The 14,291-nt window shown below is 44.6% G+C and carries 7 protein-coding genes and 1 tRNA gene; all 8 read left to right on the plus strand.

Going from position 1 to position 14,291, the window contains the following annotated elements; all coding sequences use genetic code 11:
- The first annotated feature begins 10 nt into the window (after nt 1–10).
- The 8 genes from MJ764_RS06160 (at nt 11) to MJ764_RS06195 (ending at nt 14,281) form a co-directional block, all read left to right on the plus strand.
- Nucleotides 11–955 carry an electron transfer flavoprotein subunit alpha/FixB family protein gene (locus MJ764_RS06160; RefSeq protein ID WP_239325595.1) on the plus strand — a complete coding sequence of 315 codons (945 nt, stop codon included), beginning with the start codon at nt 11–13 and terminating at the stop codon, nt 953–955.
- 201 nt (nt 956–1,156) lie between these two features.
- Nucleotides 1,157–2,209, plus strand: a complete 1,053-nt coding sequence (locus tag MJ764_RS06165) for a threonine aldolase family protein (protein WP_239325596.1) — start codon at nt 1,157–1,159, stop codon at nt 2,207–2,209.
- On the plus strand, nt 2,206–2,814 hold the full coding sequence (locus MJ764_RS06170; RefSeq protein WP_239325598.1) for an IMPACT family protein: 609 nt from the start codon (nt 2,206–2,208) through the stop codon (nt 2,812–2,814). The genes MJ764_RS06165 and MJ764_RS06170 overlap by 4 nt, the downstream gene beginning before the upstream one ends.
- A gap of 77 nt (nt 2,815–2,891) precedes the next feature.
- The gene (gene purD / locus MJ764_RS06175) at nt 2,892–4,172 is read left to right on the plus strand and encodes a phosphoribosylamine--glycine ligase (RefSeq protein WP_239325599.1); all 1,281 of its coding nucleotides are present in this window, start codon (nt 2,892–2,894) and stop codon (nt 4,170–4,172) included.
- Between the two features lie 768 nt (nt 4,173–4,940).
- A tRNA-Gly gene (locus tag MJ764_RS06180) sits at nt 4,941–5,014 on the plus strand.
- A gap of 952 nt (nt 5,015–5,966) precedes the next feature.
- Nucleotides 5,967–11,903: an ESPR-type extended signal peptide-containing protein gene (locus MJ764_RS06185; RefSeq protein WP_239325601.1), complete on the plus strand. Its 5,937-nt coding sequence runs from the start codon at nt 5,967–5,969 to the stop codon at nt 11,901–11,903.
- 98 nt (nt 11,904–12,001) lie between these two features.
- The gene (locus tag MJ764_RS06190; RefSeq protein ID WP_239325602.1) at nt 12,002–13,147 is read left to right on the plus strand and encodes a DUF2827 domain-containing protein; all 1,146 of its coding nucleotides are present in this window, start codon (nt 12,002–12,004) and stop codon (nt 13,145–13,147) included.
- Nucleotides 13,148–13,150: 3 nt separating this feature from the next.
- Entirely contained in the window at nt 13,151–14,281 is a 1,131-nt protein-coding gene (locus MJ764_RS06195) for a DUF2827 domain-containing protein (protein WP_239325604.1), read from the plus strand.
- Nucleotides 14,282–14,291: the final 10 nt, after the last annotated feature.

Raw genomic sequence — 14,291 nt, forward strand, 5'->3', positions numbered from 1 at the left:
GGAGATACTGATGTCTGTACTGATTATTGCTGAACAGCAGCAGTCTTGTCTGGATGAGGCTACTTTGTCTGCGGTATCGGCCGGCCGGCAACTGGGTGAAGTAGATATTCTGGTAGCAGGGCACAACGTAGTGGATATTGCTGCGCAGGCACAGCGAATTAGTGGTGTACGTAAAGTTCTGCTGGCGGATGCATCTGTCTATGCTCATACTCTGGCTGAAACATTGGCGCCACTGGTGGTACAACTGGCTGATTCATATAGTCATATTATTGCTGCTGCTACCAGTTTTGGTAAAAATCTGCTGCCGCGCGTAGCCGCCTTACTTGATTGTGCGCCGGTTTCCGATGTTACTGCGATTATTGATACTGAAACCTTTGTTCATCCGATTTATGCTGGAAATGCCTTACAGACTGTGCGCTGTGAACAGGCAAAACAGCTACTTACTATTCGGACAACCGCTTTTACGCTGGCTGAAATAACGGATGAGCAGGCGGTAATTGAAAATATTGCTGCTGTGGCGGCACCGCAGTTGAGCCGTTTTATTGAGCGTAGTCTGACTAAGTCTGAGCATCCGGAATTAACCACTGCTAAAGTTGTGGTTAGTGGTGGACGAGGGTTAGGCAGTGCGGAAAATTTTGCAGCGCTGCTGAATCCTCTGGCTGATACTCTGAATGCTGCTATTGGTGCTTCGCGTGCCGCTGTAGATGCAGACTATGCCCCGAATGATTATCAGGTAGGGCAAACAGGTAAGATAGTGGCACCGGATTTATATATTGCCATTGGTATTTCCGGTGCCATTCAGCATCTGGCCGGAATGAAAGACAGTAAGGTCATTGTGGCAATTAACAAAGATGCAGAAGCACCTATTTTTAAGGTGGCAGATTATGGTCTGGTCGCTGATCTGAATACCGCGGTTCCTGAACTGATTCAGCAGATAAAGGCTAGCGTGCATTGAATTGGTGATTACGGATTTGGTAATGTTTCACGTGAAACATTGCTGTATGTAGTGAATCCGGCAAACTGATTAGCAGCAGTCCTATTCGGGAGGAGAAATATTTTTTATTGCTCCTTATTACTGGTAAATTGCCTGAAAGTGAGTATTATTCAGGCAGTTTTCATAATGCTGTTCATAAAGTTTTCTATCTGGCTTATATCAATGAACTGTTTACATGATAATCAGAGTTATGCCTTTGCTTCAGATAATTACGCAGGTGTTCATCCGAAAATTCTACAGGCGTTGACGCTGGCTAATGGTGGCCACCAGCCTGCATATGGTGCAGATGTTTACACCATTGCCTTGCAACAGAAAATAAAACAGTTATTTGGTGAACAGGCTGAGGCTTTTCCGGTTTTCAATGGTACAGGTGCAAACATAACCGCTTTACAGGCATTATTGCCCCGCTGGGGTGCCGTGATCTGTGCCGATAGTGCGCATATTCAATGTGATGAGGGTGTTGCTCCTGAACATATGGCTGGCGTGAAGCTCTTAACTGTGGCCACCACCGACGGTAAATTAACGCCACAGTTGGTGGCAAAACAGGCATGGGGTTTTGGAATGGAACACCGTGCCCAGCCGGCCGTGGTTTATATCAGCCAGACAACTGAACTGGGCACCTGTTACAGTGTGGCGGAAATCCGCGCGCTGGCCGATTACTGTCATCAGCATAATATGAAGCTATATGTGGATGGTGCGCGTCTGGCAAATGCGCTGGTTGCAGAAAATACCGATGTCAGAACGATGATTACTGATACTGGTGTGGATATGCTGAATTTGGGAGGCACTAAAAATGGCATGTTACAGGGCGAATGTATTATCAGTATGCGCGCTGATGCTCATGCAGCCATACCATATTTACGTAAAATCAATGCTCAGCTTGGGTCAAAAATGCGTTTTGTTGCTGCTCAGTTTCTGGCTTGGCTGGAAGATGATCTGTGGCTGAATTTAGCGGCCAATAGTAATCGTATGGCGGCACGTCTGGCCGCATCCCTGGCAGGAATTGAACATGTTACTCTCACGCAGAAAACGCAGGCCAATGCCGTATTTGCTATTTTGCCAGTTGCTGCCCGCACTCAGTTACACCAGCAGTTTCATTTTTATGACTGGGATGAAAGTAAAGGCGAAGTGCGCTGGATGACTAGTTTTGATACCACTGCCGGGCAGGTTGATGCTTTTGTAGCTGCCATCAGGCTGGCTGTAGCAAAAATATGAGTACGGTTTATCAGTATACGACGCTGGCAACGCCGGCACAGGCTGAGTTCAAGGATAAAGGCAGCCGCTTTCTGTCTTTCGCTTGGCCGGTACAGAGCGAAGCTGAAATCCGTGGATATGTGCAAACATTGCGTGAGCAGCATCATAAGGCACGTCATTGCTGTTATGCCTGGCGTCTGGGCGTGGACGGCAATCGTTATCGTGCTAATGATGATGGTGAACCAGCCGGTAGTGCCGGCAGGCCGATTCTCGGGCAGATTGATTCTGCGGCCATTACAGATGTTCTCGTGGTAGTAATACGCTATTTTGGTGGTACTTTACTTGGCGTGCCGGGGCTGATTCATGCCTATAAAACCGCAACTGCTGCTGCGATCGCTAGTGCTGAAAAAATCCGTCTGGATGTATGCCAGCAACTGCGGCTTTACTGTGACTATGCGCACCTGAGTGAAGCATTGCGCTGGTGTAAACAGCAACAGGCACAAGTATTGCAGCAGGATTTACAGCAGCAGTGCTGCCTGCATGTACGCATACCGCTTGCACTGCTGGAAAATGGTCTGGCCGTTTTACGTCAGCAGCGGGCAATTGATGTTAAACTGGACAACTGAATAACACGGATTGTTGCTTAAAGATACAGAAATGGTTTACTGACAATCTGTAAACCATCTTCTGGAGAAGGGGATATATGAAATTACTGGTTATAGGTGGTGGCGGACGAGAACATGCACTGGCCTGGCGTCTGGCACAGTCGCCCAAAGTGAGCACAGTATATGTGGCTCCGGGTAATGCCGGTACTGCTACCGAGCCGAAACTGCACAACCTTACAATAAGTGATCATCAGCAACTGATTGCATTTTGTCGTGAGCAGCAGATTACGTTTACTGTAGTTGGTCCGGAAGCACCACTGGCTGCCGGTATTGTGGATGATTTTACTGCTGCCGGTCTGGCTGTTTTTGGCCCGAGCCAGTATTGTGCCCAGTTGGAAAGTTCCAAGGATTTTGCCAAAGCATTTATGGCCAGAGAGGGAATACCTACAGCAGCCTATCAGACTTTTACAGACGCCGCCGCCGCACATCAGTATGTCAGTCAGAAAGGCGCGCCGATTGTGATTAAAGCAGATGGTCTGGCTGCCGGCAAAGGTGTGATTGTTGCCATGACACTGGCCGAAGCTCATCAGGCAATAGACGATCTGCTGCTGGATAACAGCATGGGTGCTGCTGGGGCTCGAGTGGTTATTGAGGAATTTTTGCACGGAGAAGAAGCCAGTTTTATTGTTATGGTGGATGGTGAACATGTTTTACCTATGGCCACCAGTCAGGATCACAAGCGTTTACTTGATCACGACAAAGGGCCTAATACTGGCGGAATGGGGGCTTATTCTCCTGCACCGGTGGTTACCGCGGCTGTGCATCAGCGGGTAATGGATGAAATTATCCTGCCTGTGGTAAAAGCTATGCAGGCATCCGGCCATCCTTATCGCGGCTTTCTGTATGCTGGCCTGATGATTGATGCAACCGGTGCGCCATATACAATTGAGTTTAACTGTCGTTTTGGTGATCCGGAAACACAGCCGATTATGTGCCGATTAGAAAGTGATCTGGTCGAGCTGATACAGGCAGCTCTGGCAGGAGAGCTTAATACCGTAACCGCAAGCTGGAGTAGTCAGGCTGCTGTTGGTGTGGTACTGGCTGCTGCCGGTTATCCACAGGCTCCCCGTAAAGGTGATGTGATTTCCGGTGTTATTGCTGCCAATCAATCCGGTAAAGTATTTCATGCCGGCACGGCACTCAATTCCCGCCATGAACTGGTTACCAACGGCGGTCGGGTGCTGTGTGTCGTTGCTCTGGGCGCTGATGTGAATGCTGCGCAGAAACAGGCTTATGCTGCTCTGGCACCAATACATTTTGACGGGATGCAATACAGGCATGATATCGGAGCAAAAGCACAGAATGCTGTGGATAACTAAACTGGTTTTTCACTGCTGGGTCTATCATCTATCTGCCGGCAGTATTTTATAACAGCAATTTGTTCTGACTGATGTCAGAAATATATTCAATATGGCTATACAGATTTCAGCGTTATCTGTACAGGTCGATTGTCAGTTATGGCTGCGGTTCAACTATTACTTTTAAAATCTTTGCTGTTATGGCTTTAATCTATTAATAAAATAGGCTGTGGATAATATTTCACGAAGCAGCAATTTTTAGCTTAGCTGTTGATAAGTATAAAAGTAAGGCAATATATTCGTATTTGCTACAGATAGCGTCTGTATGGCCTGTTATTAGGGGAAAAAATCTGTACAATATGCAGTTATCTATAATTTTCAAATAAAATACTGATTTATAAATTTTTGCTTGCTTGGTTCAGATGTCTTACGCTGCTTCTGTGGTCTGCTTGCCTGTTTGCAACAGTTTCTGTTCAGGTAAAGACATGCTAACTTCTAAAGATTTAGAAAAAATTTTTCACTATCCGGCATCAGCATATACAAATATTGCTGTAGTACAGGTAAAATATCTTGCACACGGAGTGGATACCGATTTAAGCTGTTGATATTAGATTGCTATATTATATTGGTACGGCAATGGTGATTGTGGATAACTAAATTTGATTCAGTGCTTTGTACGCACATTTCACTATCTTTTATGGCTGTTTGCTAATCATGAGGGGAGATAATTATTATCTTTCCGCTACTGCCGTGCCAATGGTATTAACAACGCTAAGATGAATTTTCTGTGCGGATATGATGTAGTGGCAGCATAACTGCTTCCCAAGCAGTTCGGGCGGGTTCGACTCCCGTTATCCGCTCCAGCAGATTTAAAACGGTTTATGATTCAATAAATTGTTAAAACGATGGCTAGCAAAAATATCCTGATAAAGCTTATCAGTATTAGCTAGTGTTTGAATAATGACATATTCATGTATAAGGCTGGCCGGTATGAAGATAGTGTCTGTGGTGTGTTTATACACAGGCTAATTATCTGATTGAGAGTGCATAGGCTGTTTTTGCAGAAAAAAGTCTGCCTTCAGAAATAATGAACTGCCTTTGGCTGATATTAAGCATTATTCTGAATAAACATATATCCACAGATTTATCCACAAATATGCACTGACGCAATTTAATCTACTGTGTATAAATTTCAGTTATCAATCTATCTGTATACGTTGATACAGATATTTAAAATTCTGCAACTAAGACTTTAGTTGTTTAGCTTGTTGTAAATAAAATTAACTTTTAATCTGTCAAGAAATATAAATTAACCTACAAAACATTATTATTGTGAGTTAAACACTTTATACTATTACAGTGCAATGAACGGTATGCTTAATAAATGTTAATTTTTTATTGCTGGAGTAGGTAAATGAGAAAGATTTGTCTAAATCAGTATGAAAATATTAATGATTATTTATTTGTTTAATACACTGCTAATGTTAATGATAGTACACAGATGCTAAATTATTCAGCATATTGTCGCTTTTATAATACATCTAATAATAGATAAACAAATAATGTATTATGTGTACAAATAAATGTTTTTAAGTTTTAATTTTATATAACTTTTTGTTTAAAATCTGAAAATTTATTATGAATGGGATGGAGTGATAAATCAGTCAGTCAAACAATAGGACTTGTTTAACCACATTTATACAAATATTTATGTTATATTACTTAATAGTTTAACTTAGAATACTAACGTATTTTTAAGTTATTAAATAATTTTTGATAAACGCATGATTTTACAAAATTTTAGGAGTAAACCAATTGAATAAAATATATCGTGCGATATGGAATGAATCCACTCATACTTGGGTGGCTGCTTCCGAATTGGCTAAGAGTAAAACTAAAGCAAATACCGTTTCCAGCCAGACTGTTAAGTCATCGCTATTAGGTAAATTTGGCATTACTGCATTTAAGATGGGGTTGCTTGCCTCGGTTGTGAATATGGCGTTGGCCATTCCAAATGTTTATGCAGCCGGTCGTGCAGGTATAATTGGGCATAATTCGGTTGGTAGTAATGCACCAAATGGCGGTAATACTCATGCAAGTACTAATGCAACCATTGTGACTGGAGATGATAATTATTGCGGTGCAGATTTTATTAAATACCGTTCGGGACTTGGCTCCGGCACTGGCTTAGATCCAATAGATGAATATTGGCGTTTTGCAAAAAACCACAAATTTGTTTTAGGAAATAGAGAATATCATCCATATGATGTAACACTGGAACGAGAAGATTGGCGGGGGAGTGGAACCACTACTGGTAATTCAGGCTATCAAGGCGCACACACAGGCGGAGACCCCAATAGGCTAGCAACAGCCCATGGTATTAATTCGTTTGCTCTTGGCTGTGGGGCATATGCAACAGGTAATCATAGTCTTGCTTTTGGTACCAATGCTACCAGTACAGCCGGCGGTGCGCAGGCTTTTGGTATAGCGGCGCTGGCTGGCGGCCGTGCTTCCAATGCCATCGGTGTTGTTTCACAGGCTACAGGTGTATCCGCGGTGGCTTTAGGTTCTGTAGCCACTTCTGACGGCGTAGGAAGCGTGGCTCTTGGCTTGCAGGCACAAGCGACTGCTGACGGTACTGTAGCGGTTGGGGTGCAATCTCAGGCTGGGCAGGGTTCAGTGGATTCTGCTGTAGCCATCGGTAATAACAATAAAGCCACTGGTAAGCAAAGCATCAGTATTGGTTCCGATAATGAGGTTTCAGGTGTGCAATCAATTGCCATAGGCAATTCAGCAACAGCCACCACATACAATTCAGACAGTACAGTAGAAAATAAGTCTACCAACAATACCCGTATCAGCGGCAACTATACCCTGTCTCTGGGGAACAGTAATGCTGGTTCCAGCGAATTTATTACAGCAACCAATACCGCTATATTTGGTAACAATAATACCATCAACAACGCTATTGATGAGGTTCATATTATTGGTAACCGCAATACAGTAGGTGCTGCTGGTACCTCCAATTACGCAACCATAATCGGTAATGAGGCCAGTGCCAGTGCAACCAATGGCTTGGCATTGGGTAATCAAACCTCTGTCAGTGCCACTGATGCGATTGCTGTGGGCACTAATGCTCAGGCCACAACCGCTGGTGCGGTTGCTCTGGGGGCCGGTTCGCTTGCCAATACCGCCGCATATCAGGCTGGCTTTAATCCCGATAACAGTGTAACTGATATTGATCCTAGTAGCTCGCCGGCATGGAGGAGTATCGCCGGTGCGGTAGCCGTAGGAAACGTAGAGGGGGGGATTACACGCCAGATAACGGATGTTGCGGCGGGTACGGCGGATACTGATGCAGCCAATGTCGCCCAGTTAAAGGGATTGGCTTCGTCTGTTGCAAACAGTTTGAATAATGTGTCGATCAGCATTGATGATACTGTTACTGCTATTGGTAATGTTTCCACTTCAATAGACACTGAGGTAAATAAGCTTAGTGGAAAGATTGATACTGTCTCATCTACGGCTAATCCTCAATTAATAGACTTGAGTACAACTATATCTGCCAAAGCAGGTGTAATATCTGGAATCATTATTCCATCACAACAGAATGTTTTGCTGTATCAAGATGGTGTTTATAATGCTGGCCGTGCAGACGGGCAAACCACGAATAAAATAATCAATGTGGCGGCTTCCGAAAATCTTTCCGCTGATTCTACTGATATGGTTAATGGCGGGCAGCTATATACTACTAATACCAATATTGGCAGTCTGTCCAGTTCTTTTTCTAGCAGTTTTAGTGATTTGTCCAGTTCGCTGTCTACTGCAGCTGGTCACAATCCGACGCAAATATCGGCTAGCCTGAATGAGACTAAGGAAAAAGTTTCCGCTTTGCAAGCGAATGCCTTGCAATGGGATGAGGGCGCTAAAGGATTCAGTGCCAGACACGGTAGTGATGGAAACCAGAAAATTACTCATGTCGAGGCTGGTGATATTTCTAGTTTGGCATCAACTGATGCAGTAACCGGTAGCCAGTACTATGATCTGAGCACATCAATAGATACCAGCGTAAGTACGCTCTCATCATCTGTCCAGAGTAAAATAGATAACAGTATCTCCGAATTACCGCAACAAATGTTGCGGCTTGTAGGTGACAGTTTCAATGCTCAGCGGGATAAAATAGATCAGAAAATTACTGGTGTTGCAAACGCTACGTTGGACAGTGCTTCAAGCGATGCTGTTACTGGCGCACAGTTATATTCTACAAATGGCTCTCTGAACACATTAACCACTTCAACCAGTACTGGTCTGTCCGATTTTGCTCCACAACTGACCCAATACTCTGAAAATATCCGGCAAAGTGCAACTAATCTTGTAAATGGCGTTGGTACAGGTATTGGTGCTTTGCAGAGTGATGCTTTACAGTGGGATAACACAGTTAAGGCATACAGTGCCAATCATGGTAGTGATGGAAAACAGAGAATTACCAATGTGGCCGATGGCCATGTGGTGTCAGGTTCAACTGATGCGATAAATGTTGGCCAGATTTATTCGTTCTCGCTTTCTACTGCTTCAGAAATACAGAAAGTGAGTAATGGTCTAAATGGTTCATCTATAGAAGAGATTAACAGACTGACAACTGACATTGATTCAGGTCTCAGAACCGCCAACGAGAATATAACGGCATTAAAACAAAATGCATTGCAATGGAATGGCAAAGTCTATGATGCCAGCGATGTTAATGGCAATAAAGGGCGCATTACTAATGTGGCCGAAGGAAGTACAGCGCAAAATTCCTCAGATGCCGTAATTGGTGCACAGCTATACAGTACGAATAGCCAGATAACTTCGCTCTCTACTTCAGTCGTTGACAGAATCTCTGACTTTGCACAGGCAACTACATCTGAGCTGGGCAATCTCTCTAATATATTGCAAAATTCTTCTGTTGCAGGTCTGGATAATTTGTCTGCCGAAACCGAGACGCGCCTGAACGAAATAAATAATCAGATTCCTGCGCTACAGCAGAATGCCTTGCAATGGGATGAGGGTGCTAAAGTATTCAGTGCCAGACACAGTAGTGATGGAAATCAGAAAATTACTAATGTTGCTGAAGGTGAGGTGGGCAAAGAGTCAAAAGATGCAGTAACTGGTAATCAGTTGTATAACACCAATACAGCCATCGGTAATCTGGGTGACAAAGTAGCCGCCGATGCGAGCAGTTTAACCAACTCTCTGAGCACCATATCCGATGAAAGCATAGCTGATTTAACCAATTCATTGCAACAAACCAATACTGAACTGACAAGTCTGACTGAAAATACAGCATTAAAATTGAATAGTATCAGCAGCGGTATAGCCAGTTTGCAGAACAATGCATTGCAATGGAAGTCTAATCCTGATGGTACAGGCATGTATGATGCCAGTCATGGCGGTAGTACTCAGCTTATTACCCATGTCCATGCTGGTGCTGTGGCTGAAGATTCTACTGATGCCATTAACGGCAGCCAGCTCTTTAGTCTGGCCGGCACTTCCTCAACAGGTTTGAGCAGCCTGTCGACCAGTCTGGAGGCTCTTACCGAAAACCAGTCGGGCAGTCTGTCCAGCGCTATTGCTGGTAGTCTGAGTGCTATATCTGACAAGCTGGACGTAATCGGTAACGATGTGACTGCATTGCAGAAGAATACATTGCAATGGAAGAGTACCAATGGTACTGAGGGTGTGTTTGATGCAACCCGTGAAAGCAAACCTCAGCAACTAACCGGTATTACCAATGGCGCAATCAGTGAAACTTCAACTGATGCTATCAATGGTATGCAGATGCACAGCCTGTCAACGGCGACCTCATCTAGTCTGAGCATTCTGTCGTCTAGTCTGGATAGTACTAATCAGAATCTGACGGCATTACAGCAGAATGCAATGCAGTGGAATAATTCGTTGCAAGCTTATGATGCCAGCCGTAATATTAATGGTGAAGTGGTGGCACAGCGGATTACCAATGTGGCAGCCGGCCAGGAAGCTACCGATGCGATTAATTTTAGCCAGCTCTCAACTTTGTCCAGCTCTATTGCATCCGATCTGGATAGTTTGTCGACAGCAGTTTCAACGACAATGCCTACTGAAATCGGTAGTATCACTAACTCCCTGTCTAGCGGATATTCGGGTCTGTCAGAGAGCCTGAGTACAACAAATGATAGACTGAACAATCTGGTGAGCGATACCAATACCCGCATAGAAAGTCTGTCTACCGGTTATCTGGAAATGCACAACAATGTGGCTAAACTGCAAGAGGACAGCCAGAACAGCCTGAGATGGAATAGTGAGTATAATGGAGGTGAAGGCGCATTTGATGCCAGCAAACCAGGCAGCCTCACTCGTGCTTCTGAGCCTGGCAAGATTATTAATGTGGCCGATGGCGATATTAGTGAGCATTCGCATGATGCAGTAACAGGTGGACAGTTGTTTACTGTGAAAAGTGATCTGGCCAGTTTGTCTACCGCTACTTCAAGCAGTTTGTCTTCGATAAACAATATGTTGCAAACAGGGGGGATTAGTAGCAGTATTTCTAGCCTACAGGTAAATATTTCTAGCTTACAGGAAAATGCATTGCAGTGGGATAATTCATTGCATGCTTATGATGCCCGTCATAAAATTGATGGTGTAGCTACAGCACAGCGGATTACCAATGTGGCTGCCGGTCAGGAAACTACCGATGCAGTCAATTTTGGTCAGTTGTCATCTGTGAAAAACGATCTGGCTAATCTGTCTATGAGAGTAGATAGCTTGCCTACAGGTGGCGGTATTTCACAAGACGCTTTCGCAATTAGCAACCAGATTTCCTCCCAAGACGCTCTGACTAGTCTGTCAACTGCACTTGGCAACCAGATTGCCACCATAGCATCAGGTCTGGGTGCTTCGTACAATCCGTCTGACGGCGTTAATTTGAATGGATATGATATTCATAAGCCGGATGGTAGTATAGAGAAAGTAACTAATGTGCCTGATGCACTGCAAAAGATACAGGATTATGGTACGAAGTATGCGAAGGTCAACTCCCCGAACGGATCGAACGGAATAGCAGCAAGTGCATCAGGTTCTGATTCGATAGCACTAGGCGAAAATGCGCAAGCCAAGGGTAATTCGGCGATTGCGATAGGTGCTGGTGCAACAGCACAAGCGATAGATGGTATAGCACTGGGTAGCGGTGCACAGGTAGAGGTGGCCGGAGGTGTGGCTCTGGGAGCTGGATCAATAGCGGACAGGGAAGCCGGAAGGATAGCTTTTGTACCGGGAACGGCAACCAAGGAGCAGGAAGATGACATCCATAGAACGACAAGTTGGGCTGGCGCGGTATCTGTGGGTAATGAAAAAGAGGGAAATTACCGTCAGATAACCGGCGTTGCTGCGGGTAGTAAAGACACGGATGCTGTGAATGTGGCTCAGCTTAAAGCTGTGGATAATCAGATTGGCAAGGTAAATGAATATGTTAACCAGCTAAATGATAACATTCACCATGTTGAGCGTCGTGCCTATTCAGGTACAGCAATGGCCATGGCTTTATCCGGTGCTTATCTGCCATCTCTGGACTCTGGTGGACAGACTGTGGGTCTCGGTGTGGGTGCATATCGTAGCTATGGTGCCGTTGGTGTAAATTATAAGGCGGCAAGTAAAAACGGTAAGGTTACATGGGGCGCAGGTGTTTCCACTACTGGTAAGGAAGTAGCTGTTAACTCAGCACTTGGCTTGAAGTGGTAAAAAAATTCTGACTGAGTAGACTTCTGGTCTTCCACTGTGAAGCCAGAAGTCTTATTTGTTTATCAGTAATAGCATTTTTACTCATAATACGGATTTGTATGCGCATCGGTATTTCTGTTATCACTCATGCCAACCAGAATATCTGGGAGAATGGCATGGGTCAGAATATTATATTTTTGGCTCAGAGTCTGAAGGCTATCCCGTTTGTTAAATCGGTGGATCTGATTAATGTGGGCGGGCAGCCGGATATGGCCGAACAGATTGATTTAAATTTGTTTGATTTGCGCTTAATGTCAGAGCAGGAAGCTGGTGATGCTTTCGATGTCATTATTGAACTGGCAGGTGCATTGAGTCCACAATGGCTGGCTTTACAGCGGGCTCGTGGTAAAAAGGTGGTGTATTATTGTGTTGGCCAGCCTTATGTAGGATTGGTGGAATATAATATATTTGAAAAACCGACTAATTTCCCGCCAGTAGACCGTTCTGATGAGGTATGGCTATTACCAAAAGATAAAGCTTATATTCCCATGCTGCGTACAATGTATCGCCGTCCGGTACATGTTACGCCCTATCTGTGGGATCCGATATTTGTATCCAGACGCAAGCAGGAAATCGGTGAGCTTGGTTTTCATTTTGGCTGGCGCAGCAATTTGCATGATGGTATTCAGACACCTTTGAATGTAGCCATTTTTGAACCCAATATTTCTGTTGTGAAAACGTCATCCATTCCGATGCTGGGCTGTGATGAGGCTTATCGCCAGCAGCCGCAGTCTGTGGGTATGATGCATGTGCTCAATACGCTGCATATGAAAGACCATCTGACGATGTTGCATCTGGCCAACTCACTGAATCTGGTTAAGGAGCATAAAGCCTGCTTTTATGGCCGCCATGATATAGTCGGTTTTATGGCGCAGTATGCCAATGCTGTGGTTTCGCATCAATGGTGTAATGACCAGAACTATCTGTATCTGGATACGCTGTACGGTGATTATCCGCTGATTCACAACTCGCCGTGGTTAAAAGAATCTGGTGCTGGTTATTATTATCCGGATTTTGATGCACGTGAGGCCGGCAGGCAATTGATTCAGGCTTGGCAGCATCATGAGGAAAATCTGGGTAGTCAGCGTCAGGCCGCGCAGGCGTTGTTTAAGGCTACGGCGCCTCTGGCTGAAGCCAATATTGCTGCCCATGCACAACTGTTATCTAATCTGTGTGCAGATCGTCCAGAATTATTAAGAGGTTAACCTATGTCGTCGGTGTCTTCACTTCGGGTAGGTGTTTCGATTTATGTGCGCAAAGGAGCACAGTCGCTGTGGGAAAACGGCATTTTTCAGAATTGTCTGTTTCTGGCGATGTTGCTACAGAAATCACCGATTGTCGGTCATGTGGTGCTGGTGACTGGTTCCGGCGATGGGGATATGCAGGATGCAATGAATTTTCTGCAGGATTCACCAGTACCGGTGATTGATATGGCCAGTGCCATGAATGAGCTGGATGTCATGATTGAAATGAGTGCCCAGCTGGCCAAGGAATGGATGATAAATTTCAAGGCCAAAGGTGGTAAAGTAGTTAGCATGCGCGTGGGTAATGATTATGTGATTGATATTGAACGTATGCTGTTTGATAAGCCATCTGCCTTGCTGATTACGGGCGCACCATATGATGAGGTATGGACATTACCTGAATACGAAAAAACCTGTATGTCATATTTTGCCAGTACATTTCGTGCTCCGGTACGGCTTATGCCGCATTTATGGAGCCCGATTATTCTGGATCGCGCCTGTGAAAAACTACCTGAAAGCGAACAGTTTGCATATCAGCCTGGCCGCAGACGCTGGCGTCTGGGTATGTTTGAACCCAATATGTGTATGGTGAAAACCAGTTATATGCCCATGCTGGTGTGTGAAAGCGCACATCGGCTGAATCCTGATTTTATTGAGCATATTTACGCCTGTAATACCATGAATCTGAAAAAGCAAAATACTTTCAATTTGTTTGCCCAGAGTCTGAACATTGTGCGGCATGGCTTAACTTCGTTTGAAGGTCGTTATCCGATCTGGCAGGTGGTATCCCGTTATTGTGAAGCAATTGTTTGTCATCAATGGGAAAATGCGCAGAATTATATTTATTATGAAGCTTTGTATGGTGGCTATCCATTGATTCATAATTCACACTTGATTGGTGATTGCGGATATCGCTATCATGATTTTGACTGTGAAGAAGGTGGGCAGAAACTGGTGGATGCATATAAGATGCATGATGAAAATCTTGCCAGTTACCGTGAGCGGGCAAAGGTCTTTTTGGCAACGCTGGATCCTGAAGCGGAAAGTAATGTCCGCTGTTACACTGAGGCACTTGAATCACTGTTTAAAGCCTAAGTTACACTGA

This window comes from Snodgrassella gandavensis (assembly GCF_914768025.1).
Lineage (GTDB): Bacteria > Pseudomonadota > Gammaproteobacteria > Burkholderiales > Neisseriaceae > Snodgrassella > Snodgrassella gandavensis.

What these genes read in the sequence shown, in the direction of transcription:
- MJ764_RS06160 (WP_239325595.1), top strand. Translation starts at nt 11, where the DNA reads ATGTCTGTACTGATTATTGCTGAACAGCAGCAGTCTTGTCTGGATGAG.
- MJ764_RS06165 (WP_239325596.1), top strand. Translation starts at nt 1,157, where the DNA reads ATGAACTGTTTACATGATAATCAGAGTTATGCCTTTGCTTCAGATAAT.
- MJ764_RS06170 (WP_239325598.1), top strand. Translation starts at nt 2,206, where the DNA reads ATGAGTACGGTTTATCAGTATACGACGCTGGCAACGCCGGCACAGGCT.
- purD (WP_239325599.1), top strand. Translation starts at nt 2,892, where the DNA reads ATGAAATTACTGGTTATAGGTGGTGGCGGACGAGAACATGCACTGGCC.
- MJ764_RS06190 (WP_239325602.1), top strand. Translation starts at nt 12,002, where the DNA reads ATGCGCATCGGTATTTCTGTTATCACTCATGCCAACCAGAATATCTGG.
- MJ764_RS06195 (WP_239325604.1), top strand. Translation starts at nt 13,151, where the DNA reads ATGTCGTCGGTGTCTTCACTTCGGGTAGGTGTTTCGATTTATGTGCGC.